The sequence below is a fragment of the Candidatus Avelusimicrobium luingense genome (genome assembly GCF_902757105.1).
Taxonomy (GTDB): Bacteria; Elusimicrobiota; Elusimicrobia; order Elusimicrobiales; family Elusimicrobiaceae; genus Avelusimicrobium; species Avelusimicrobium luingense.
The window spans coordinates 167,250-192,304 of sequence record NZ_CACVTK010000001.1; the positions used below are offsets into that span (position 1 = coordinate 167,250).

A 25,055-nucleotide genomic window follows, 5' to 3' on the forward strand; every position below is an offset into this window, starting at 1 on the left:
TTTAGGGGTTTCTCCCCGTGGAAAACGGTTTTTTCAACTTCATCCGCTTCCCTGTTTTTACGTCCACTACCATAATAAAAAGTTCGCTGTTCAGAGATGGCTACCCACTCTGTAACAACTTACCCTTTTGATACTTCTTACTTTTATTATACAAATATTTTTCATTTTTTCAAGGGGTAATTTTGTGGCAGGTTACCACAACAAGGCGCCTCTGTTCACACGGATACTGCGTCCCCAATTTACACCGGGGAAATATTCGGTATTCAAACCACCCGTTTCGGTATATAACCGTCCTTTGATTTGGCCGTCATCCCCATCTAATTCGCTACTATTGTAGGTAGGGCAACCTTCTTCACATTCCGAATAATCATCCGTAGAAAACAACCCGTTTACCGCATTAATACAGGCCTGGGCCTCATCTCCTTCCAATCCATCACACTCGGCTAATTTGGCCTGACAATAGGCATCAAATACCGTATAATAAGCCGCTAATTGCTCAAAACGACATTGTCCGTTGTCCAACACCAGCGAAAGCGTACCGCATACCCGTTGGGCTGATTCATAGGCACTTTTCATTTGTTGGCAACCGTTTATAATACTTTGCAATTGGCTCATATATTCGCCGGGACGGGCACCGCAGGTTTGCGGAAATTTTTCTGCCAAATGATTAATTCTATCGGCTAATGCACTCGTATTCATTTGCTGTCCGGCATGTGTCAGTGCTTGTTGGCAATTTTTATCTTGGTCTAAATAATCTTGTACACCGGATATATCGGCATTCATTTCGTCTGCTTTAATTGCTACCCCGCCAAAGCCCGAAGCGGTAAATACCGTACGAGGCAATTCCGCCCCGTCAAAACTGGCAGATGCTAAAGTTTTTTTAAGTAATAATTGCGGAGTGCGCCGGGCCGCACGCCCCATCATCCATGCCCAATACATATCACGTTGGGCACGCGAATCGCCTACGCGGTTTATTGCTCCAATTTGGGCTAGTGCCGTACTAGTGCGGTCATCTTTTTTAATAAATTCCGATAAATCCACGTCACTACGAATAGCCCGATCCACCTCCCGATCAAACCAATCGGTTCCTTTAGATACCCCGGCAATCGGTAATTTCGTGGCTTTTTTTAACGTATTGACAGAATTAAACGCATCATTTTTATCCCGTCTGATACCGGATGCATCTTCTCCGAAGAACACATCACCATGCATGGCCGCCTCGTTGGCTTGAGTTTGTGCGGTAGGATTATCTTTTGTCAAACGAACGACAGTTTTATTCTGACCGGAACTATTACGACGTCCGTCTATTTCGGCCGCTAAATCTTCATACACACCTACTAAATGATCCCCTTTTTGTCCACGTTTGGCAAGGGCAGCATTAACGGCACGAATATCTATCAATTTATTCTTTGCGAGATCTTGCGTAGAATTAAAAGCCCCCCCGAGAGAACCAAACACATTCACCTCATCGGGATCCGGTATTTCTCCGCGCATCATTTTGCTGTGTTCATTCCAAGAGAATAAGGCTTTTAGAAAAGAAATCCGATGGGCTTCATCCGGGCTGTATCCCATAGCGTACACTAAATCACGCAACAAGGGAATTTTTCCTACCGGGACAAGTCCCCCCACCCCCAATAAAAGTAACAAAACAACCAACACGCTCCATAATTTTTTGGAGCGCAACCACGCACGCGTTTCTTGCGTTTGCGAAGATGTTGGAGTTGGAGAGGATGTATTCATAAATTAAAAAGACAGGGAAATGCGCCTTTAGGCGCACTTCCCAAATACTCATTATTATTTTCCGTTATTATTAGAATTATTCTGATTGCTTGTATCGGTTGTAGAGGAATTGGATTTAACAACCATCTTAAGAGCATTGGCGCCCATATCAATTCCTTTTCCTGCCACCGTTTTAAGCGCGCCACCGATATTTTCTTTAATAAAGGCTTGGATGCTTTCCGGTTTTAACATGGCAAATGCAATGCCGGCAGCGGTAAGTCCGCTCAGGATAGAACCCACCCATACAGACCAAGATGAATCGTCCGGAAAGTTATTATGGAATCTCACGGCTTTTGTCATCATAGCACTTGCAAACCATACCATTACACCGGCCACAAGCCCGGAACCAATCCATTTAACATACGGGTTCGGTATTTTTTGTAAATAAGCAATGGCTATCACACCCGCAATTGCCACTCCTAAGGTCAGGAGCATCCATTTGATAACTTCAGACATGGCATCATTCCGTGTCTTTAAGGAATTATTAATATCCGAAAGTCCTCTCTTTAGACCTCTAAGTTGGGGTGCTTCTGTAGATTTGAAATCAGCAGAACCGACTCTTTCGGCATCAGCCATTCCGCTATCCATGCTGATTCCACCCGAATTTTGTGCCGAGGCTAAAAAGGCGCGCCCGGCTTCGGTATTAGAGGCATTGCCTTGTCCGGCCAAACGGGCGGCATCCGCAGAACGCTTGGAGATATCGGCTAATTCGCCTTTGACGGCACCGGACTGGCTGCCCTTCGCTACGGTTGCGCGTGTAGTCCCCGCCATAAAGTGTGACGAACTGCGTCCGTCTGCACCGCTTAATGAAACAGGATTGGTACCGCTGGGCATAGCCCCGGAGAAATTATAAGAAGAACCACTTGATTTTCCGCCGGACGAGCGCGAAGATCCGTTACGGGAACCGCCGGACGAACTACCGGAAAAATTGCCGTAAGATGCATTAATACCACTACCGGAGGCACGCGTCATAGAGGCTGTTCCTAACGAGGCAATTTGAGTTGGCTCGGAAGAATGGCTTCCACTTCCTCTTGACGTAGAATAATTTGCATCACCCGATCCGTTTGCACGCGGAGAATATGAATGGCTGCTGACACTGTTTTGTCCACCTTCTGTTGAATTTCCTGACGAATATCCGGACAAATCCACATCAGGGCTTTTACCTAACCCTTCTGTTTCACCCAAAGAGGACCCTCTTCCCACAAAAGAAGAAGCGACCTTAGCATCCATATTATCCGCCGCCGACAAACCGAAATCACCCACTTCGGATGAATTTCTTTGCGAGGTTTGTATGGTGCCTGTCTCATCGGACACATTGATAGAAGTAAGCCCTGTACCGTTGTCCGTATAGTGCATACTTCCGTAATCAAAATTATTGGAAACAGATGATAAAGACCGTACCGCCATGTTTTGGGAATCACCGGGCTCTACCAAGTTTTGCATTACGGTTGCCCCGATAATACCCACACCGGCAGATATCAAGAGCGCTTTTTGCGTACTCATGGCCAATTTTCCGGCCTTGTTTTTAAGCAGATTAAACCAATTCATAGTTACTCTCCTTGTCTTCTAAAACTGTCCACTGCATTTTGGACGCCTTCCCGCGCCGATTGTTCTTCCAATATCTGCCGTTCATAAGCGGCTTGACGACGGATACGTTCTTGTTGCAAATAAATCTGCTGCTCTCGCTCTTGCCTTAATTCCCGCAAGATACGATATTCGTTATATATTGCAAAAATACTACCGAAGAACCATCCCAACACCAGTATAATAATTATTATACGCGGGATAACATTGTATTTATTCCAAGGTAAAATATTCCATTTTCCAATACGCATATCTTACCTCTACGGGAAAAACTTTTGCATAAAGATATCAAACATACCGCTGGAACTTCCACCGGCAGCACCTTCCGTCCCTGCCGCTTCAGCAAGTCCGGCCGTTTGGGCACCGTTTTCAACCCCAGCGAAAATTTTAGTCAGCGCATCAATGGCTTTTTGTACACCCTCACTTACGTTATACAGTAAGGAGAGTATCAAGGCCGCTCCACCGATACAACCTGTTAACCCGGCCAGCGTACTTAACCAACCGCCGCCATGATTGTTGGCATATTGCGCAGACTCATAAATCAGTTTAGCACACAACGCTAAACCGGCCGCCACGGCGATTCCTACCGCTACCCAAAGCACAATATTCCACGGGTACGGAGCCGCTTTGGCAGCATTGGACAACCAGAAAATAACTTTACATAAAGCATACACACCCGCCACGGTACCAAGCCATAACAGAATTAAATTATTCATATCAGTATTTAATTCATCTAACGGATCTATGATCGTCGGATCGGCGACGAAGTCCCGAGCCGCTTGTATTTGAGCGTTGGTGCTTGAGGAGAAATCTTTAGATCCTTTCCCTTCGCTTGTATTAATATGTTCGGCCCCAATCATTAAACCGCCCGAAATTTGCGTGCTGGCCAAAAAGACGTTCCCTTCCGTATTGTGACGGTTTTTATTTGCGGCCACGTCAATAGAACGCTTGGTAAAAAATTCCAAATCATCTTTACCTTTTTGAGCATTACGGCCACGCATAACAGTAGCATCTCTGCTTTTACCTAATCCTTCATTTTTACCAAAAGAGGCCTTGGCTTTGATTTGGGTGCCTTCCATCGCCCCATTCATCATATTTTGAGCGTGGGATAATATGCCTTGCACGTCAGAAGCATTCATATTTGCTTGGCCATTTTTACCGCTATTTTGCAAGACGAAAGAGGAACCGCCACCACCGGAACCGCCGCCGGAACTACTACCCGACCGCCAACCGGGGGTAGCACTGGCTAATGTAGGCGCCTCTTTTTTGGTTGCGCCTTTGCCTTCTTTATCTTTGGCTTGTGCTTGGGCTTGTTGTTGGGCATTGGCGATTGCACCTTTAATATTGGCCATCTGTGACGTCATGGCACCCATAGAACCGCCTGTCAAAAGTTGTTGGTCAACCGCATTAGCCCCCATACCTAATCCTTCGGTTTGGCCTAATTGGTAAGCCGAGCCATCAATAGGCGCAGCCATAGCCATTTCGGCTTCATTTTCGGCCATTTCTTGAGCGGCACGTTCGGCTAATTCTTGATTTTCTAACAATTTAAGCGTTTTAGCAGAGACGCGCATAGAAGAACCCGGTTCACCCGTAGAGCGATCCAATTTTCCCCGATATGCATTTCCGGCATAACTACCGGTATTTGCACCGGACACATAGACGACTTCCCCCGGGTTATATTGTCCCGCCGGGTTAAACGCCGTATTATCATCGGAAGAAGAGCCTAAAAACTGATAGGCGGCTACTGCTCCCGCACCGACAACGGCCGTTAACCCTACTGCCTGTAAGGCAGACAGGGCTATTTTACCGCTACGGCTTGCTAATTTTTTTAAGATATTCATAAAGTCCTCCTTGCTGCTTGTTACTACTTACTTATTAAAAACGCTGGCACTTCTTTTCGATTCTTTTCATTAAGCCAAATTATTCATGTCATCTCCATGCAAATCATCGGGGATCGTATCATCATCTCTACTATCTCCGCCAGGAGGGGTTGGATCATCCGGGACGGGATCAGAAGGAGGCGTGGTATGACTCGGAGTAGTGGACGGAGTAGTCGTTGGGGTGGATGACTTATTACCACCGCCGCTTGATTTATCACCGCCACTACTTGACTTATCACTGGCGCCGGAACTACTGGGCGTGACACCGAAAGCCTTATCTATGGCTCTGTTAGCCGTATTGGTTAAGATGGTCTTACCGACATCAATCGCCGCTAACAATAATTCTTCTCTCATTTTTTCCGGCCATGTTTTTTCATTGCGTTTATCCTCTTCCTCTTTTTCTTTTTGGGCTTTTTGAGTGGCATCTTTTAAATCTTGTTCTAAATTACTCAAATCAGGAGTAACAGGGGCTTCGGTATCAATAGCAAGGCCTTGGGCTTTACTTAAATCAATTGCCCCATCTTCAAAGGCTTCACTGCCTGCGATATCGCCCCCCATCAGTGCCCGTTTGGTATTTCCACCTTTACCGTCTTTCAGCCCGGCAGCGGCCTGACTTCCGCGCGCGAACTGGTATAACGCTTTGCGTGCATCTTGGTTCTTAAATTGAACGGGGCGTTCCGAGCCTTTATCTTGGCTTCTATACGGCGAAAAATCCCCACGAGGGGAACCCCAAGAACCATTTATTCCACCGCCACTGGCCCGTCCAACACTGCTTGAACTCAATTTATTTACTTGAGTGGGAGTGGCCGGGGAAGATTTGCCGTAACTGCGGGGACGATAACTATGCGAAGTAGGAGCAGGAGACGAACTTTCCCGAAATGATTGGGCCGTTTCTTCCTGTTCAATTTCTTCCTCGGCATCTTGGGCTTGGCGTTCTTCTTTTTGTTGGGAAGAATATAATAAAGTAGAATTGTTTCCTTGCATATCGGGATATTTAGAGGCCAGTAAATATTGTTCGGCTTCGTCGTTCACAAAGGGCATTTGGGCCAAATCGTATCCACGAGATTCTAACCCGCTAAAAGATTGGTCTTGCGCATCACCCATCAGCGAAGACAACGTAAAAAAAGCCACAATCAATACGACGGCTACGGCGCCCCACGTATAGGCTTGCTTATGGCTCATAGAATTGGCTTTTTGAAATACATTGCCCGGTTTTAACTTAAACATAATTTATCCCATTACACAATAATAAAAATTACTCTTGCTGACCCGCCTTTCACAAGGCACTCACGCACAGAGTTAAACACAATACTTCTTATCTAAAGTATAAAGAGATAATAGGGTTTTGTCAAGACCCTTTACAGAGCATATTGAGAAGAATAACAACAACGCAGAAACACTTGGAAAAGAGGCCCAAACGTTTTATTTTCCTTCCGGACGCATATACGGGGCAGGCCGTTCATTATGCCCGACATATTTTTTCACTTCAATCTGCCCACCTGTTTCACACAAGAAAGCATATCCTTTCAAACACATATTGTCTGTTTCACATACGCGATCTTTATTATAATTGCACAGAAAACGAACATGTGGCGGTTTCGTATTAGCCGTAAGCGTAATTTGTGTCCATGTACCGGTACGTATGATCTCCATCTTAAGTTTATTTAAACTTAAAAATTTACGCATACCCGGATTATCAAACCCTAAATAATTTTCTATCTTTTTTTGGATATCTTTTTCTAAAAACCGTTTATCCCACGTACGTTGGTAATAATCGGTTTCATGGGATTGCAGTTGAAAACGACGCGCCGCATAAAAACCCGCTACTTCCATTTTTTGACTCAAAACTAAAAGACCGAAAATTTTGATAATAAATAAAATAAATATAATAAAAAACGGAAACAGCAACACCACTTCCGTCGTGGCTTGCCCTTTACGTGAACGTAATGAAGATATTAACCTCATAGTTACGGCTCCAACCGCACATTATATTTGGGTAACGGATTAGGCCACACGCAGTTATTATTCCCGCGCGGACAAGTTAATTTAACCCGATTTCTAACAAACGGCTTATATTTTTGTTCTAAATTGATATTAAAAATATTACGCGGCAAACTAAATGATTGTTTAAGTAAAACACCCCGTCCCAACGTTTTAAGTTTACTACGGCTTGCTTGGTCTAAATAAGCAAATTGAAACAAGGGTTCTTTCAAATCCGCCTCTGCATGGAAAACAATACCCTGCGCACCGTTATGCCATCCGTACTTGACACTATATTGGGAAATATAAAACATTACATCTTTTATAGTCATGGGTTTTGTTTGAATACCTAAATACTTGCGAAGTTGCGCAGCACTCTGCCGCCCACATTCACTAGGCTTACAAGAGGACACATTAAAAGAATATCCTTCCCGAAATGTAACTTCATTCTTACTCAGTTCTTTATAAGCATAATCTTGTGATTTATAAATAGAACCTACACGCACATACGTCTCCAAATAAAAGGACATGGCTGGCAAAGCAGGAGAGTTATCCATATCGTTTTCATCAGCATAAAAGAGATAATCTTCTGCTAATTTTTTGCTAATCAGCGGCAGCGGTTCGTCCAAAGGTTTTGGATTTTCCTTTTCCCACGCCGCACGGGAAAATTTAGGGTCGGTGTGCTCCCCTACTTTTTCAAAATACTTTAATCCCCAGTTTGTAGATTCGGCTGCCGGTGGCTTGTTGGTCCCGGCCTTGTCATCATAATTAGGGCCGATAGCAGGCACCCCCCCACCTTTATAAAACAAATCAAATACCGTAATATCGGGCAAAACACTTCTTTTGGAATCTTTCGGCCTAATTTTATGGGCATCATCTGCCATATATTGCATAACACGGTAAGGTAACGGCCCGTTGACCATAGCCACGGAATTTAAGTAAGTGCTGACGGAAGATACCTGCGAATACGCCGCATTATCCAACGCAAACTGGTTACGTATTTTGGCCATGGACACTTTTGCCGTTTCAAACAATAAATATACTACTAAAGCAAAAATAGGGGCCAAAAGCACTGCAGGTAACAATACCTGTGCCTTACGCTCCCGCCATTTCCGATTCAGATAGTATATATTCATAGTTTTTATGATGTCAGCAATTTGCCCACAAAAATAAATAACCACCGTACCACATCGGTATGAAAAGCCGTAAAGAACGCCGAGATGACCACTACAATACTGGCCAGCATCAACACGTACTCTATCGTGGCTTGCCCTTTTTTAGCGGCCGAGCCCTTTTCACGTTGTAAGATACGAAACAAGTTATTCTCCGTCTTCTTCGGGTACGATCGTTCCTTCCGAAGAAATCAATCCTTTTTCAATGGCCTTAACCACCGCTTCCGTACGGCTGCTAACTCCCAATTTGTGGAAAGCACTGTTCAAATGATTTTTAATCGTTTTAACACTGCAATCTAATTCTTTGGCAAGTTCTTTATTGCTTAACCCTTTACCCAAATAATCTAATACTTTGATTTCCGTTTTAGTTAAGGTGGCCTGAGTGGGAAGGCTGCTATCGCCCATCTTGCGGATACCATGCAACAGTTTACCCATCAGTTGTTGGGGAATCATCAATCCTTCGCTTGTAAATGTTTTAATAGAATTAACGAGTTCCGCCGCCGGTAACATTTTAGACAAATAACCATTTGCCCCAGCTTGGATAGCATCTAATACATGGGCTTCATCTTCGAAACTGGAAAGCATGAGCACATTGACTTGCGGGCAACTTTCCCGAATTTGACGCGTGGCGTTAATGCCGTCCAACTTCGGCAAACGGATATCCATAAGTACCACGTCGGGTTTTAATTTTTTTGCCTTGGCTACGGCTTCAATGCCGTCAGCCGCTTCGCCGACTACTTCCATCCATCTTTCTCCCGACAAGACATCTTTAATGCCTTCGCGGAACAGTGTTTGGTCATCTGCAATAAGTACGGTTATTTTTTTCTTCGCCATGATTAAACTCCCTTATTTTTCAAAATCAACTATTGGCAATCGGCAACGTAAAATTAAACGAAGCGCCTTTGCCAAGTCCTTCACTATGTGCCCAAATACGACCGCCATGGTTGGTAATAATATCCTTGGCGATAGACAAGCCAAGCCCCAACCGGCCGACGCGGTCTTTGGCCCCTACTTGAATAAAACTGGTAAACAAATGAGGAGCCTGTTCCGGTTCAATACCATCCCCGGAGTCCGTTACCGACACTTTAGCATTTTTTTCATCTATTTTGCTAACTACAATTTCAATAGTACCACCATCCGGGGTGTGCCGTACGGCGTTTTCCAACAAATTGGAAATAACTTGGCGGATACGTTTTTCGTCGGCAATTACGGGCAATAAACCACAACTTTCAAACGTAACGCTAATACCGCGTTTAGCGGCTTTGGCCTTAAAAATTTCCGCTGTTTTCTTAAGACTTTCCGTCAGTTCAAAACGGGTTTTTTCAATACGCAGTTTCCCTTTTTCAATAGCCGCCCAATCTACCAAATCTTTAATCAGATGCTCAATTTGACTGATAGATTCTTCCATAAACATCATTTTTTTGCGCTGATCTTCATCGGGCGTCATTTTTTTACGCAACATATCAAAACTCATCTTCAGTGTCATAAGCGAATTGGACAAGTCGTGTGACACAATAGAGAAAAATTTTGATTTCATATTGTTTAACCGGTCCAAATCTTCGTTGCGGGTTTTTAATTGGGAAAGTAATTCCCGGTTGCTTTCTTCCAAGAAATACTTATCCAACGCACGGTTAATAGTACGTTTTAAGTAGTCAAAATCAACGGGTTTAATCAAGAAATCATATACAGACTCTTGCATGGCTTCCATAATAGCATTAAGCGATGCATACGCCGTAATCATAATAATTTGCGATTCTTTGTTAAACGCACGAATCTTACGGATTAGTTCCATGCCATTTTCATCAGGCAAGTTATAATCCATCAAAATAATGTTAAAAAATTCGCTCGCGCACAGGTCCAAACATTCCGCCGCCGTAGCCGCCTGATACACTTTATAGCCGTCCATCTCCAGCAAATCAACCAGCGTTTCGCGCAGGTTATTATCATCATCTACAACAAGAATTTTAACGGGTTTTTCCATAACGAGTATCTCCTATATTACGATAAATTTTAAGATAAATTTGAAAGCAAGAGCCAACCCCTTCTTGGCTGGAAATAAATATTTTCCCTTCGTGGCGGCCGACGGCTTTGCCGACTACGGCTAAACCGAGTCCGGTTCCGCGCGCTTTGGTGGTAAAGAATGGGGCAAAAATTTGCTCCCGTATTTTTTCCGGTACGCCGCTGCCTGTATCCGCCACATAAATACATACGACATTTCGCCCGGCTTTCGTGCCGACGGTAAGCGTCCCGCCGTTTTGCATGGCTTCCACCGCGTTAGAGAACAAGTTACAAACGGCTTGTTTCATTTCTTCCATATCAATTTTAACGGCGATTCCTTGGGCTTCCAACTTTTCCACCAACGTAATGTTAGGTGGAATCGGATAAGAAATAAGAATATCATGTATATACCGGTTTACATCTACTTTATTCAAAATCGGTTCACGGGAACGGACATAGCCCAACACTTCGCTGATAATACCATTGGCCTGTTTAATTTCCGCTTCAATAATACCGATTTGGCGAGAGATCTTAATATCCGGATTTTTAACTAACATTTTAATTAACCGTGTAGCATTACTGATTACGGCCAGCGGATTGCGAATTTCGTGGCTGATAATAGAAGCCATTTGCCCCATAGTAGCCAATCGTTCGTTACGAACTAATTGGGAGGTAGCGGCTTGCAATTCGCGGGTACGTTCTTCCACACGTTCTTCTAACTCTTGGTTGGAGGCTGCCAACTCATTTTGTGCCGCCAATAACTCGGCCCGACGCGCATGTAAAACTTCGGACATTTCCAAAAATACTTCCGCCAAATCACCGATTTCATTGTGCGGAATATCCACATCTTGACGGTGAATAACATCATCTCCTTCCCGCAAACGTAAAGCGGCTTTACGTAAACGCTCTAACGGACGGGTAATCGGAATAATCACCCAATAACTGACTCCTAAAATAAATAGCACCATGATGAGTAATAACCGCAACACCCCACCTAACGAATGAATGGTGCTTTCAAAAATCAGTTTAGAAGCCGTATTAGCCGGTTGAGCGACATACACTTGCCAAGACAACATATTGATATCGGCAGAAGCCACCAACCAATGACGGCCATTACTCAAATGGATTTCTCCTGTATTTTCTCCGGCCAGTTGCTCATGGATTTCACGCATTTCGTTTTGTAATTGCGGATTCGGCTTCGCCATTAACCCGGAAGATACCCCATTATAAGCAATCACACCTTGTTGGGCGTTCACTACAAACGCTTCCATTTCTAACGGAAACGATTGCATCAGTAACTGGCCCAAACTCTCTAACTGCAGTTGAACAGATAACACCCCCGAAACTCTTTTTTCATCTAAATTTTCATATACCGGGAAAGCCATAAATACCAACCAACCGCGTGTAGGCGAAAACGCAACCGGCCCAATATAATTAACCCGCTGCACGATACAAGTTTGCACAATCTGCGGCCATAAACTGTTATACGAGAAAACATCATCGGATTCCCCGGAAGATAAGACTTCCTGCCCTTGAACATTTAATAAACTAAGGGAAGATACCGTCGGTTCTTTTTGGCGTAAATAATCTAAATCTTGTTCATTTAAAAAAGCATGCCCGCCAAAGTCAGTATGCAAATCAATAAAAACGGTAAAAAATTCCGACGTATGAGAAATATAAGATTGCACGACAGATACCAAACGGCGGGCCACCGTTTGTTGTTTTTGGAAAATTTCATGCTGTAAAAGACGGCTATTCACCCGAGTCAGGTGAATGCCCACAAAAACGAACGGCACCAACGAAATCAGACTTAGTGCCAACACCGCATTAAAAAATAAACCGCGAAACCGTTTTTTACGCATATAGTATTTTGGGGAAAACGGGGGCCGGACAAAAATCCCAGCCCCCGCCATTTACTTATTAAAACTACCGGTTAGCAACTGCCGGACGGAGCGGCCGGTACACCGGAGGCTGCATTCGGGTTGAAAAATTCAAAACCCGGGATTTGCGAAGCCGTATCTAATCCTACTTGAACTTTACCTTCCCAAAGCAACGTCGGAGACGCACTGACGCCAAATTCTTTAGCATATTTGGCTTCTTCTTTAAGAAGTTCCAAGCCTTCGCTGTCAAACTTTTTCATGATTTTTTTGACATTGATACCCGCTTCTTCCATGGCTTTGTCCCAACGGCTGGAGCGGTAATCTTTATTACGGATTTCCAAATATTTCCAGAATTGTTCCGGATAGTATTTGGCAATTAACAATTGGCGAACGTTTTCTTCCCATTCACCCGAACCATGCAAACTGTCAAATCCGCGGTCAGCGGTATAGTTTACAATATAGCGCACACGGACAGTTTTGTCTTTGGGGAACGTCCCGTTCTTTTTGGCTTGGATAATAAAATCTTCAGCACGCACACCATAAGGGCATTGGGACATTACAAACAATTCCATAACGCCCGGTTTGGCCGGTTTATTATTATATACCCCTTGACGGGTTTGATGGGCTAAAACAATAAAATCATCTGTTTCTTGAGCCGCACCATATTGAAGCGGTTGCTCCATTTTGGCACGAATGGCTTTCGTTTTTTTAATTAAATAAAGCGGTAAGAAACTATAATCTAATCCCTTAAGTTTCGGGTCGTTTGTCACTTGAGAAACGGAAATACGCTTGACTTCCGGTTCTGCTTCTAAGAATTGCCCTAACCCTTGCGTAAGCAATTCGTCTTCTTTCCCGGCAGCATAATCGTCAGATTCTACAACGATCATTTCCGCTTTCGGTTTAGCCTGCGTTTTAGCAGGAGTATTTTTTTGAGCGGTAGCCGCAACAGCTACGCCCGCAATTACTAATGCGGCTAGTAAAACATATATTTTTTTCATACAGTCTAAACACTCCTAATTTATTTATCTTCCAATTCCACTTGGACACCACGGATACCAAGCGTACAAAGCGCATTATAAGTAAGTAAGAAAAATACCGCGGAAACCAAGAACAAAATCGTACCTTGTATCGCACGCAAAATAAGGCTAATCACATACGCCGTATTAAACACGACATCGGGATTGAATATTTCCAACAGCGCGCTAATGAGCATGACCACAAAAACGGCCAACGGAAATACCGAAAACAACACCGGCAAGACAGGAATTTTTTTAATTTCTACTTTCATAATCTTCTCCTAAAATTTATTTTTCCGGCTCTAAAACTATTACAATACGGTTTTTACCCGCATCATCAGGCAACTGAACCGCTTTCACTACACATTGTACATCTTTATTGACCACAGAGCCACGCAAAACTTTCGTCGGGTTTTCCATGGCTTCCCCCACCACTTGGATAATTTCCTGTTGGCGGCTATCAAACAAATCTAATAAGTGTACCCGTTGTTTCCCCGGAATATTAAGTTCAAAGTTAGAATAAAGGATGTTATTATTCTCATCCACAACCATCGCACGGGAACCTTTCGGCACGGTAACTGCCAAAATTGTTTTCCACCAGCGTTGTTCTTTTTCCAGGGACATAATTTCCCCATCCTCAAGGCCTTTTATTTCGGCGCGGATCTTATCTAACATGACCGATATGGAACGACCCAAATCGCCGATTTCATCACGACGTTGCGACGGCTCTAGCACTAAATTATTCATAGATACCGCATCTACATTATCTTTCAACGTACCTAAAGGACGAATAATTTTTAAGAGTAAGAACAAATAAAGTACAAATCCAATCAGCAGCATCATAATAAATGCGCCTACCGTATAACGCACCATAGAGGCCCCGATTAGTTTTTTCGCATTTTCACGCGAAACGGTTACGTTGACTACGCCCGCTACCACATTATCTTTGGCAAGTAACGGAATAGCCATATCATAATAATCCCCTTTACCTGCCAGCAATGCCCGAGGCAAACGGTCCCGTATGGCTTGCACGACCGCATTGGTTTCAAACCCGACAGACGTGTTATAATCAGAATAAGACATACCTAAAAACTTCGTGTTTTCATGCCAACGGATCGAAGCATCATAGTTCAAGTAAATTAAACTTTTGATACGGTCGTCGTTACGCGCCAACCCTTTCATCATTTCGGCTTCGCGGAACGTCGCTTCTTTCGGGCGAGCCGATAACATTTGTACCAAAGCAGGGGCACGATAACGCACCATTTCTACCATTTCATTTTGTAATTTTTTATCAAATACAAATTTGAACAAATTATAATAAAATAATCCGCCGATTACTGATGCATAAACGGCAACTAACACAAACCATAAAAGCCATTTTGAAGTTAATTTCATACAACACTCCTATTCTTTCAAAAGTTCTTCCACTTTAGTTAAACCCATTTGGGCTTCCACATTGTTAGGATCCAATCGCACCGCAACAAGCCATAGTTGACGGGCGGTAACATAATCATCTTGATTAAAATAGTTAAGCCCTTCTACATATTTGGCACGAGCGGCCGCTTGCGCCTCAAAAGGAACCTGTGTTTTTTCTTGTCCCAACGGTTCTGTCGGTTGGACTTGCGTTTGATTTTCGGCAACCGTATTAGGCATCCCTTCTTGCGCCGGAACAGAGTCATTTACACGTTGTTCCTCTACGGTTTCCGTTTGTTCTACAATTACCGCAGGAGACAATTGGGCTTTTACCGCAGCAATACGCGCATCACAACTTGCTCTTTCCTCCGCCACGGCCCGATCTATCCGATTTTGGGTATGATGTACTACCGAAAAAACTAATACCCACGAATAAATTATAATAAATGCAACAAATGTCCCAGTCAGAATAATCGCTTTCATAGTTTTTATTTAAGTAATTCTTCTACTTTACGAAGTCCCAAATCAGCATCGCTATTGCCCGGATCCAACTGTTTAGCCACAATCCATGCTTGGCGGGCACGTTCGTAATCGTCTTGGTTGAAGGCATCCAGCCCTTCAATATATTTAGCACGGGAAGCAGCACTGGCTTCCGCCGATACACGCGCCACCGTTCCGCCCATCGTCGGTAAGGTTTCATTGATTCCGCTACTGCTAGACGAAGAAGATGTCGTCGTCGTTGTAGTGGTAGTAGTCGTCGTCGTGGATGTGCTGCTAATCGGCGTCAAACCGGTGGCACCCGGAATAATCGTTTGAGCCCCAGGCACCGGACTATCAATGGTCACCGTTTCGATTTCTTCGGGTTTCTCTTCTTGGGCAGCTTGTTGTTCGGCTACTTCGGCTGCTTGCTCAGCGGCTTGCGCAGCGCGTTGCGCTTGAATAAGACGTTGTTGTTGCACATAACGGATACCTTCTTCTTTGGCATTACGTGCTTGCTTAATCAAATTGTCCATTGTGGCGGTATCTGCCCCCCACTTTTTGGCATTCGTCCAATAAGAAACGGCTTGGTCAAATTTTCCCGAATTATACGAACGGTTCCCCGCTGTATAATACCCGGCAGCAATTTCATTTTTAAGTTGAGACATATATTTTTGTACGCGCGGGTCACCGGGTTGAATTTTGGTAATGCGTTCAAATACGGCATACGATTCTACGTATTGCCCCTTGTTGTAGAAATCTAACGCTTGTTTCATAGATTCTTCTACTTGTTGTTTACGTAATTTGTTTTCGGCATCGGCAATTTTAGCCACTAATTGCGGATCATTTTTGCGCATCAATAAAGCGTTATACCACGAATCTAATGCTTTTTGATAGTCCCCGCTTTTTTCCGCTACTTCCCCACGGCGGGAATATTCTTTGGCAATATCGTAATCAATTTTACGTTTCCACGATTGCGCTTTGGCATTACCGGGTTGAATCGTTAAAATTTCGTTTAATTTATCGTTGGCTTCTACCAATCTGCCGCTATCATACAAGCGGGATGCTTCTTGAAATTTGGCTTCAATCACTTGCGCTTCGGAAGTCGTACCGTAAGTCCCCATATTTTGGGCTTGACGGGCCAACGTTTGTGCTTGCGTGAAATTGGGGTCAATACTTAAAATGGTTTGTGCCATCTCTTGGGCGCGTTGATAGTCGCCCTGTTTGTACAGTTGATAGGCATTATCATATACCATACGGAGCGTATAATTTTGGATACGTTGTTTTTCCAACTGTACCGTAGATAAATACTGTTTGCGTTCTTCTACGTCATTGAGCGTTCCCATGGAAATTTTGCCTAAATCTAAAAGCATACCCGCTTCTTTACCATGTTGGCGCACCGGGACTTCCCGGTTAAACGTATTGGCCGCCCACAACGCGGTGGCGGCGCAGGTAAAAGCAACTGTAAAAAGTATATATTTTTTCATAAGTAACCTCTAAAATCCTAATCCGCCGCTGACAAGGCCCATAATCATCGGCGCTAAAATTAAAATAAAAATCGTCGGGAAGATAAAAAAGAACAGCGGGAACAACATCTTGGTAGATGCTTGCGCGGCTAACTTTTCCGCCCGGCTTAAGCGGCGTGCGCGTAAGTCGGTAGAGAAGTTACGCAATAAATCTACTAAACTTGTACCCAACTCGTCCGATTGGATAATTAACCCCACCAAGGAACGTACTTCCTGCACCCCGGTACGCGCAGCAAAGTGTTCCAACGCTTCACGGCGGGAATAACCGAGTTTAATTTCGTTGATGGTTTTTTCCAATTCTTCTTCCAAAATCGTTTTTTCTTTGGCTACTTTGATAATACGCTCAAAAGCAGTCAAATAATCCAAACCGGATTCAATAATAAGTGCTGCCAAATCTACCGTCGTAGAGAAGTTGCCTAAAATTTCGGCTTGGCGTTTCTCAATTTTACTTTTAATAAATACGTCCGGCAAATAGAAACAAAGCGGTACTAAAATAACCGGCCAAAAGGCTTGAAATAATAACATCAATGCCGCCGGCACCAGTAACGCATACAAAATTTTACTATACAAAATATCTACCGGTTGCGGTTTATCCGGGCCGCCTAATTGCATGTGCATTTCTTCCAAGCTGTCTTCTATGTTGAAATTGCGCAAGCAAAATACGGCGATTCTATCCCAGAATTTATCTTCCGGCTGTAAGCGGGCAAAACTGGATGTGGACTTAAAGCGTTTGACCGCAATATCCACCACTTCGTCTTTTTTCTCACGAGGCGCCAGCAAGCCAAAAACCGTCATAAAGGTGGCGAATATACCGATTGCTAAAAGCAGTTTTAGCCCTACTGTAAAAAGAAATGTATTCATAATTACACCCGTACCTCGCCCATTTTCTTAAGCACTTGCATACCAATGCCAATCCAGATGATACAGAATAAAAATACGAAAATTCCAACCGGACTTGCATAGAATGAAATCATCTGTGTCGGGTTGAAAATGAACATTACCAGCATCATCACAAACGGCATTACACTGACCACAATAGATTGGATTTTCTGTTGGGCCGTCATGGCCTGTAATTTTTCTTCCAATTTACTTTCTTCGCGAATATTTTCAACCAAGCGAGAGAAAATAACGGTTAAGTTTCCCCCCACTTGCCGTTGAATAATAATGGCTTTAACAATATAAGAAAGCATACGGCTTTCTACCCGTTCAGTTAATCCGTCTAATGCTTTTTCAAAAGGAGTACCTAATTGGTAGTTTTTAACTACTAATCCGAATTCGTCGGCAATCGGCGGTTGCATATCGCGGCTGACCAGTTCAAACCCTTGCACAATATCCATACCCGAACGAAGCGAGTTAGACAGCAAAATTAAAGAATCCATCAGTTGGGCATTGATTTTGCGCCCGCGGCTCTTTTTCAAAGCGTCCAATACTGCCATCGGCATACGGATACTGACAACCCCACCCATAAATACCACGAGTAAAAAGACAAATACACCCAAAAATCCGCCCACGATTAAGCCCATAAACAACCCACCGATAGCAAATAAGGCAATCGTACCAAAAACAATATATTTAATATCAATAGTTACAAATTGGCGGTTAAAATCTTCGGCCCAGACCGTACTTTTCTGCTTATATTCTGCCCAAACGGCTAAAATGTTATCGCGTTTATTTTCCAGTAATAAAAATACCGCAAACCCGGCTAACACCGCCCCAAACAATGTCATCAAGAGTCTGGCCGAACGTTCCCTGGCATTAGAGTTGTAAATTTTAGGATCCGGCGGATAGGTAGGAATAGCCGTATTAAAGAATTGACTAAATAAATGGTTGGCTAATGTGACTACGGCCATGACCGATTTACGATATTTGTCTTCACGTTGCGAAATCGGGCTGGAAAACGATTCAATTGTACTGAAAAATTCGCTATTGATTAACTCAAAAGTGGCTAACATGGAACGAGCCCGTCCGTCCATGCTGTCTTTCATAACAAGCAGTTGCGTACCGCGCAGTAAATCTTTATTTAAAAAGTCTAATGCACGCACTAAATTCAGGCGGTTCCCCACATACCCGCGGGAAAGTTGATCTAACACGACCGGTTGGCTGGGATCTAATGATTTATCGGCCCGGTCTAAAAATAAATAGACGTTAGAAAATGCTTGCCGCCACAAATCCACTTCACTAGACGTTCCTTCCCCGGGTGTATAGACTACTTTGTTGGAATCCATACGAGTTAATTCTTCTTCAAACCATTTGGGAATTTTGCATTGTCCGTTTCTGCAACCGGCAGGCAACGGCCCGCATTTTGCAATGGGCGGCATGGGATATACTTTTTTATCATTGGCCAAATGCACATCAAAAATTTCAGCCAAAATACTCATTTTTTCCCGAGCGCATTGAATGCGATCGCGATCTTTAGTAGACAAGGCTTTACCATACCCCTGTCCGGCAGTTCCTACAAGAGTAACTGCCACGAGTACACATAAGATAAAAAAGTGAAATTTCTTTATCATAATCATTAAGCCTGTGGAGCAGCCGGCGGAGCAGGCGGCACGGCGGGCGGTTCAGGAGCAGTCTCCTTACTTGCTTTTGCCTGTTGTAATTGTTGCACCGCATGTAAATCAGGCTCGCCGTTTTCATCTAACGGAACGGCGCCATGCTTAAATACGGCTTCGTCTATCGGTTGTCCTTTGGCTGCAAATTCTTCATAGAAAGTCGGGAGGTTACCCGTCGGGGCAAATACCCCTTGTACTTTCCCGTTTTCATCTACCCCGGTCTGCACATAGCGGAACAAATCGGTAGATTGGATTTGTCCGTCTTTTTGTCCATGCATCTCGGTAATGTAGGTGACTTTACGCGAACCATCCGAGAAACGCGACAATTGAACGATCATATTGACCGCCGATGAAATCATTTCGCGGATAGCAAAAATCGGCAAATCGGCCCCTGTCTGCATGCACATCGCTTCCAAACGGGATAATCCGTCGCGCGGCGTGTTGGCGTGAATAGTCGTAAGTGACCCTTCGTGACCGGTGTTCATGGCTTGTAACATGTCTAACGCTTCGCCACCGCGGCACTCCCCGACTACAATACGGTCAGGACGCATACGCAAACAGTTTTTAACTAAATCTTGAATCGTTACCGCCCCTTTTCCTTCTACGTTTGGCGGACGGCTTTCCAGCGATACCCAGTGCGGTTGTTGCAACCGAAGTTCCGCGGTATCTTCTACCGTAATGATACGTTCATCATCGGCAATATAACCGGAAATAGCATTTAAGAAAGTGGTTTTACCGGTACCGGTACCACCGCAAACAATAATGTTTTTGCGGATTTTAACGCATTTCTTAATAAATTCCATACATTCCGGACTAATCGTACCGAAACGGTAGTAATCTTCCGGGCCGAACGGTTTAGTGGAGAAACGACGAATAGTAAGCGTCGGGCCGGAAACAGCGAGCGGCGCAATAATGGCGTTAACACGGGAGCCGTCTTTCAAACGGGCGTCCACGAGCGGCACAGATTCGTCAATACGGCGACCTAAAGGAGCCACGATACGTTTAATAACCTGTACCACCTGTTCGTTATTTCTAAATTTGTATTTGGTTAAGGTCAACTTACCTTTTTGTTCGATAAAAATCTTATCAAAGGCGTTGACCATGATTTCGGTAACAGCCGGGTCGCGCATTAAGACTTCCAGCGGCCCTAACCCTAAAATTTCATCTAGCAATTCCGAAGAAAAACGTTCCCGCTGTTCGCGCGAAAACTGTAAGTTAGGTTGTTTTTGCAAGATATCATCCACAATGGCGGCCACCCGTTTACGGGTTTGCGCGCTGGCGGCACTTTCGTCGCTAATAGCGATATGTTCAATTTCCAAGGTGCGCACCACGTCTTTGTGAATTTTCTGTTTCAAATCGTCCCAAAATGACAGTTGAGTCTTAGCCCCGGGGTCATCATCGGCAATATGGCTGACGGAAACAGTATCTTTGCCATCATTAAACAACACCGGCGACCAAATTTCTTTAGACGCTTGGGCAAATTCTTCGTCGCTAACCGACGCCACCCAATCTTTGGGGGCCGGTTGTAAATCACGAATTTTGGCAAGCACCAAACGCAGCCCTTTTACCCATTCCGATTGCGGATTGGTAATAATTTCCACTTCGCGACGGTTGGAGGTGGCCATTACATCGGCATCCCACGGTAAAAACACATCCACTTCGCGCCCAAGTTGGGAATAGAACCGTTCCATTTCTTCGTAAGGAATAGAACCGGGCATATCATATCCGTTACAAATCACGCTTACGCGGTCCAACGGATAATGTTGTTCTTTATAATCGTTGAAAAGTTGTACCGTAGAATTGATATGTGTACGGGTAGCATTAGATACCCAAAATACTTTGTCGGCAATATCAAAGGCAAACGCTTGCATCGGGAAACTGGAATCTACATCCAAAAAGATATCAAACGTTTGTGACAAACGAGATAAAATCGGAATTAAAATCTTCGGGCTAATCGCCGCTACTTGTGCGCGCGTATTACCCAACGGTAATAAGCCTACGCCCCATTGGGACATAGAAATTTTACCGCGTAACAGCCCCCCCACTACCGCAATAGAGGTATTGCCTAATACTTTAAGCAAATCGGATACGCTAACGGGTTTTTCAATATCTAAATAGAAACTGTGTTCTTGCCGCGCCAACGGATCAAGCGGCACAATAAGTACCGGACGTTTCTGTATGCCCGCCCAGCCCAGCGCCAAATTCAGCACGAGCGTGGTTTTCCCCGCGCCTTCTTTAGGCCCGGCGAAAGCAATTATTTTTGCATCCGTTTTTTGGGAGTCCTGTTCTGCCATAAATTACTCTACGATTTCTACCGTAATGAATAAGAAGAGCGAACGTTGTTCTTCGGTTACGTCTTTGCTCTTGAATAATAAACCAATAAGCGGCAAGCGGCCTAAGAACGGTACGCGGTCTTCAGACACGTTGCGGGCACTGCTTTTTAAACCACCGATCACTAACGTTTCACCGCTGTTAAGTTCCACATGGGTTTCCACATCACGGTTGGTAAAAGACGGCGCCGTGGCAGTACCAATTACTACGGTACGGGAATAGTCCACCGTAGAAACGGCTAATTGAACTTGCAAGTCAATAATATCATTGCGTTCGGGGATAATCGTAGGAAGTACGTTCAGTAAAATACCGTAATCTTCCATCTGCGAACCTACCCCTTGGTTATTGACCACCGGTATCGGCACTTTACCGCCGACGGAAATTTTAGCCGGATTGCCGGAAGCGGTTACAATCTTCGGGTTAGAAAGTACTTGTGCGCGTCCTTCCGTTTCCATTAAGCGAAGGCGCGTAGTAACTGCCGTTTTGCGTTGGAATTCCCCTAACGATAAAATGCCGGGGATTTCCGCTTCTTCAAAGTCGAACAATTGGTTCCACGCAAAACCTTTAACGCTTTGCATCGTACCGCTGATTTCCACAACATCAGCACTAACGGCCACGAGCCGCGTCTTTTTAGCATGTGCCGGCACCACGCCAAGCACTGCTGCGAGTAAAACTGCCAAAGATATTTTTGCACTGAATTTTATGTTCATAAATTATCCTGTTTAGTTAAATAATTTTTCAAAGGTGGCAATTTCCATTAAGTAATTGTTCACATCACCATGAGAACGTAAGATGACGGAAACTTCGCCTTCTTTTTGGGCTAACGCCAAGTACTGCGCATCGCGCGGAGATAACGCGAGCGAGAGCGTGGAGTTATCCGAATAAGCGGCGGCTTCTTCGTCTTTGTTCTTCATAGCATTTGCCGTACGAGCATCCAAGCCTTGCCCTAAGTCAGCACCGACACCCAACACCTTTACGTTCTGCAAAAGCGTAACGGCTACGGTTTGGCGGGTACCGGTTTTCATAGTGGCTTCAAACGTGAGAAGCACGTCCACGTTATCATCCGGCTTAATCATACTGGCTGTCGCTACCGGGACGGAAATAATATATCCGCGCATCTGCACCGGAATTTTACTGGAAAGACCAGCCTCCGGTGAAAGCGACGTCACCGCATATTTAGAAATCTGGTTGCCTTTAGGAATTTGAATACGCGCCACAGCATTTTCAATAGCTTTTAGATCTGAATCTGTGGAATAAACAAATGCGTCTTTCTGCAAGTAGGCTGCCGGCACCGGTACAGGACGGATAATATCACGCTTAATTACTTCGCGCTCTTTAATATCACGTATAGGCACCAAGACCTGCTTGATATTTTTAGCCGCATTTAATTTCTTTTCGGCGCTATTTACAATCATTGCATAGATAATAGCCGCAAAAATGGCCACCATCAACGGCAAAAAAACTCCTTTTTTCATTTGATCTCCTTAAAAACAACTTTACTAATTTTTCAAATCTATTTTTTATCCGCACTCAAATATGCCTTTTCTACCGGCATGCGGGTAACTACTTTTATTTTACGGATACCTTTCTTGCGCGGTTCATCGGCAAGTACAAAACTTGTCCCCGGAAATAACAAATGCACCGGGTAAGTAACCGTAACAACTACATCTTCGTGGCGATGTTTGGGGTACATCGGGTCAACACCGGTATTTTCCACCTTTACATTGACACTTATACTCCCCGCCTTACTACCAAACACAGATTGTTTGGCTCGTTCAATCTTTTGTGTAATAATCGTTCTGTCCGACCGTCCGCTAGGTTTCTTTACTGCCACCAGCGCGCCGATACGTGCAAATTCGTAAGAAGCGTGATTGACAATTACCGTATGGTAAGCCAAATTGCCGTATTCCAGTACAAAGAAAATCATTAGTACGAACACCGGCATAATCAGCATGAGTTCCGCAGTAACCTGTCCCCCACGCTTCTTACCGAATTTGAACATAAAACGACCTTAATCCATCCCGGCGCCCAAACCACCGAAAATCTTGGCTTGGACTTGCTCCCATAATTGCGGGAAGAATTTTTTAATAGCCGCACCGGCCAAGCCAGCTACGCCGACGACGACTACGAGCATCAGCACGTATTCAATCGTGTTTTGCCCTTCTTTTCTTTTTACGCATTCCAACGCTTTGGCTTGAATGCTGTTCATTTTGTTTTGCAACGCGACGATAAACTTCATAGTTCATCCTCCTAATATTTTATAAAACTAATCTTCCGTTTTATATTCCTTCAAAATCAATTGTGCCCCTTGTTCAAATTGTTTAGGCACTAAATTAGAGTATAACACGTAAAAGGAAAGAAACGCGGTAAAAAGTCCACCCGCTACGATAATATATTCAATGGCGGTTTGTCCTTTTTTATTCTTTCTTAACCCTCTTACGTTAAACATACCTAAAATTGCACAGACACGGCAATCTGTTGCGACGTACCTAATGCCCCAAACGGAGTTACTGCGTAGTCAATAGACGCACCGTAACCAAACAGTTCGGAACTGTAAATGCCAAAACCGAACGATACACGGGATGTTTCTTGCAAACCTACATCTTTCACCCAAGAATCTTCCGTATTGATACCTGTATTTTCACGCGTATAATATCCGACGCGCAAATCAAACCGTGCTACTTGCAATAAATCTTCCGGAATATGGACGGCTAACCCTACACCATAGCGGGCATTGTCGTCTTTGTATTTCATATATTCACCGGAAATGGTGAAATAGCGGGTATCTAAATCAGCCCCTAAACGAAGACCGTTAGGCATTTCGTCTTTATCGCCGATGTTGACTAATGCACCACCCAAGCCGAGCCAATTGACTAAGCGGAGTTTAGCGCCCACATCAAACCCGATATTATCATAATGGTTATGGCCCGAACCGTTATACAAACGTTCCGTAATATACTTAGCCGTACCGCCGATTTGAAGTTTTTGGTTAATAAACCCGCGGGCGATAGAAATACCCCCCACAAAGTTTTGCACCGGCACGCCGACCTCCGGGAGTTGTTGCCCCCATTTATCGCGGAAATCGAAATTATCCATATCCATATAATTCAAGGATACGCCGATAATAGTTCTACCGATAGGTTGCAAGTAAGAAAGCGTACGTGCTTTATATCCTTGCAAATAGTCCATGTAAGTAAAACCGATTTCGCGCGTGGTGGCACTGGCCGCCCCGGCGGGGTTCCAATACAAGGCTTGCGGGCCGTCTGCGATGGACACATAGGCATTACCTAATGCCGTAGCGGCAGGAGCCCCAGCGCCGATTTTCAAGAACGAGGCCGCACTTGTACCGGCTTTTTCGTTAATACTGGCAAATGCATTTACTCCACACAAGCCAACGGCTAAACATACGGTTAAAACTTTAGTTTTGATATTCATAAATGTTTTTTCCTTTTGTTAAATGAAAATCT

The 25,055-nt window shown here is 44.2% G+C and carries 25 protein-coding genes; all 25 read right to left on the minus strand.

Going from position 1 to position 25,055, the window contains the following annotated elements; genetic code table 11:
- Positions 1–192 precede the first annotated feature (192 nt).
- A complete protein-coding gene (locus ACQY3H_RS00830) occupies positions 193–1,740 on the minus strand; it encodes a hypothetical protein (RefSeq protein ID WP_428073872.1) in 1,548 nt (515 codons plus the stop codon).
- Between the two features lie 54 nt (positions 1,741–1,794).
- The gene (locus ACQY3H_RS00835) at positions 1,795–3,327 is read right to left on the minus strand and encodes a hypothetical protein (protein WP_428073874.1); all 1,533 of its coding nucleotides are present in this window, start codon (positions 3,325–3,327) and stop codon (positions 1,795–1,797) included.
- Positions 3,328–3,329: 2 nt separating this feature from the next.
- A complete protein-coding gene (locus ACQY3H_RS00840) occupies positions 3,330–3,614 on the minus strand; it encodes a hypothetical protein (protein WP_428073876.1) in 285 nt (94 codons plus the stop codon).
- 9 nt (positions 3,615–3,623) lie between these two features.
- A complete protein-coding gene (locus ACQY3H_RS00845; RefSeq protein WP_428073878.1) occupies positions 3,624–5,204 on the minus strand; it encodes a hypothetical protein in 1,581 nt (526 codons plus the stop codon).
- Between the two features lie 69 nt (positions 5,205–5,273).
- Entirely contained in the window at positions 5,274–6,470 is a 1,197-nt protein-coding gene (locus tag ACQY3H_RS00850) for a hypothetical protein (protein ID WP_428073880.1), read from the minus strand.
- 195 nt (positions 6,471–6,665) lie between these two features.
- Positions 6,666–7,208, minus strand: coding sequence for a hypothetical protein (locus tag ACQY3H_RS00855; protein WP_428073882.1), 543 nt, complete (start codon positions 7,206–7,208; stop codon positions 6,666–6,668).
- A 2-nt stretch (positions 7,209–7,210) separates the two neighbouring features.
- The gene (locus ACQY3H_RS00860) at positions 7,211–8,290 is read right to left on the minus strand and encodes a hypothetical protein (RefSeq protein ID WP_428073883.1); all 1,080 of its coding nucleotides are present in this window, start codon (positions 8,288–8,290) and stop codon (positions 7,211–7,213) included.
- Positions 8,291–8,364: 74 nt separating this feature from the next.
- Positions 8,365–8,541, minus strand: a complete 177-nt coding sequence (locus tag ACQY3H_RS00865) for a class III signal peptide-containing protein (RefSeq protein ID WP_428073885.1) — start codon at positions 8,539–8,541, stop codon at positions 8,365–8,367.
- 1 nt (position 8,542) lies between these two features.
- On the minus strand, positions 8,543–9,229 hold the full coding sequence (locus tag ACQY3H_RS00870; RefSeq protein ID WP_428073887.1) for a response regulator transcription factor: 687 nt from the start codon (positions 9,227–9,229) through the stop codon (positions 8,543–8,545).
- A 25-nt stretch (positions 9,230–9,254) separates the two neighbouring features.
- A complete protein-coding gene (locus tag ACQY3H_RS00875) occupies positions 9,255–10,376 on the minus strand; it encodes an ATP-binding protein (protein WP_428073890.1) in 1,122 nt (373 codons plus the stop codon).
- The gene (locus ACQY3H_RS00880) at positions 10,360–12,255 is read right to left on the minus strand and encodes a sensor histidine kinase (protein ID WP_428073892.1); all 1,896 of its coding nucleotides are present in this window, start codon (positions 12,253–12,255) and stop codon (positions 10,360–10,362) included. Before ACQY3H_RS00880 ends, ACQY3H_RS00875 begins: the two co-directional genes overlap by 17 nt.
- 71 nt (positions 12,256–12,326) lie before the next feature.
- Positions 12,327–13,271, minus strand: coding sequence for a DsbA family protein (locus ACQY3H_RS00885; protein ID WP_428073894.1), 945 nt, complete (start codon positions 13,269–13,271; stop codon positions 12,327–12,329).
- Positions 13,272–13,291: 20 nt separating this feature from the next.
- A complete protein-coding gene (locus ACQY3H_RS00890; RefSeq protein ID WP_428073896.1) occupies positions 13,292–13,561 on the minus strand; it encodes a hypothetical protein in 270 nt (89 codons plus the stop codon).
- Between the two features lie 16 nt (positions 13,562–13,577).
- A complete protein-coding gene (locus ACQY3H_RS00895) occupies positions 13,578–14,684 on the minus strand; it encodes a HAMP domain-containing protein (RefSeq protein ID WP_428073898.1) in 1,107 nt (368 codons plus the stop codon).
- A 9-nt stretch (positions 14,685–14,693) separates the two neighbouring features.
- Complete coding sequence (locus ACQY3H_RS00900) at positions 14,694–15,185, minus strand: hypothetical protein (RefSeq protein WP_428073900.1); 492 nt, start codon at positions 15,183–15,185, stop codon at positions 14,694–14,696.
- A 5-nt stretch (positions 15,186–15,190) separates the two neighbouring features.
- Complete coding sequence (locus tag ACQY3H_RS00905; protein ID WP_428073902.1) at positions 15,191–16,666, minus strand: hypothetical protein; 1,476 nt, start codon at positions 16,664–16,666, stop codon at positions 15,191–15,193.
- A gap of 9 nt (positions 16,667–16,675) precedes the next feature.
- Positions 16,676–17,566 carry a type II secretion system F family protein gene (locus ACQY3H_RS00910; protein ID WP_428073904.1) on the minus strand — a complete coding sequence of 297 codons (891 nt, stop codon included), beginning with the start codon at positions 17,564–17,566 and terminating at the stop codon, positions 16,676–16,678.
- A 2-nt stretch (positions 17,567–17,568) separates the two neighbouring features.
- The gene (locus ACQY3H_RS00915; RefSeq protein ID WP_428073906.1) at positions 17,569–19,215 is read right to left on the minus strand and encodes a type II secretion system F family protein; all 1,647 of its coding nucleotides are present in this window, start codon (positions 19,213–19,215) and stop codon (positions 17,569–17,571) included.
- 5 nt (positions 19,216–19,220) lie between these two features.
- On the minus strand, positions 19,221–21,551 hold the full coding sequence (locus ACQY3H_RS00920) for an ATPase, T2SS/T4P/T4SS family (protein WP_428073908.1): 2,331 nt from the start codon (positions 21,549–21,551) through the stop codon (positions 19,221–19,223).
- Positions 21,552–21,554: 3 nt separating this feature from the next.
- Positions 21,555–22,298, minus strand: coding sequence for a type II and III secretion system protein (locus ACQY3H_RS00925; RefSeq protein ID WP_428073910.1), 744 nt, complete (start codon positions 22,296–22,298; stop codon positions 21,555–21,557).
- Positions 22,299–22,310: 12 nt separating this feature from the next.
- Positions 22,311–23,063, minus strand: a complete 753-nt coding sequence (gene cpaB / locus ACQY3H_RS00930) for a Flp pilus assembly protein CpaB (RefSeq protein ID WP_428073912.1) — start codon at positions 23,061–23,063, stop codon at positions 22,311–22,313.
- A 38-nt stretch (positions 23,064–23,101) separates the two neighbouring features.
- Positions 23,102–23,590: a TadE/TadG family type IV pilus assembly protein gene (locus ACQY3H_RS00935; protein WP_428073914.1), complete on the minus strand. Its 489-nt coding sequence runs from the start codon at positions 23,588–23,590 to the stop codon at positions 23,102–23,104.
- Between the two features lie 9 nt (positions 23,591–23,599).
- The gene (locus ACQY3H_RS00940) at positions 23,600–23,827 is read right to left on the minus strand and encodes a hypothetical protein (RefSeq protein ID WP_428073916.1); all 228 of its coding nucleotides are present in this window, start codon (positions 23,825–23,827) and stop codon (positions 23,600–23,602) included.
- Positions 23,828–23,854: 27 nt separating this feature from the next.
- Positions 23,855–24,037, minus strand: a complete 183-nt coding sequence (locus tag ACQY3H_RS00945; RefSeq protein ID WP_428073918.1) for a hypothetical protein — start codon at positions 24,035–24,037, stop codon at positions 23,855–23,857.
- 2 nt (positions 24,038–24,039) lie between these two features.
- A complete protein-coding gene (locus tag ACQY3H_RS00950) occupies positions 24,040–25,023 on the minus strand; it encodes a hypothetical protein (protein WP_428073920.1) in 984 nt (327 codons plus the stop codon).
- Positions 25,024–25,055: the final 32 nt, after the last annotated feature.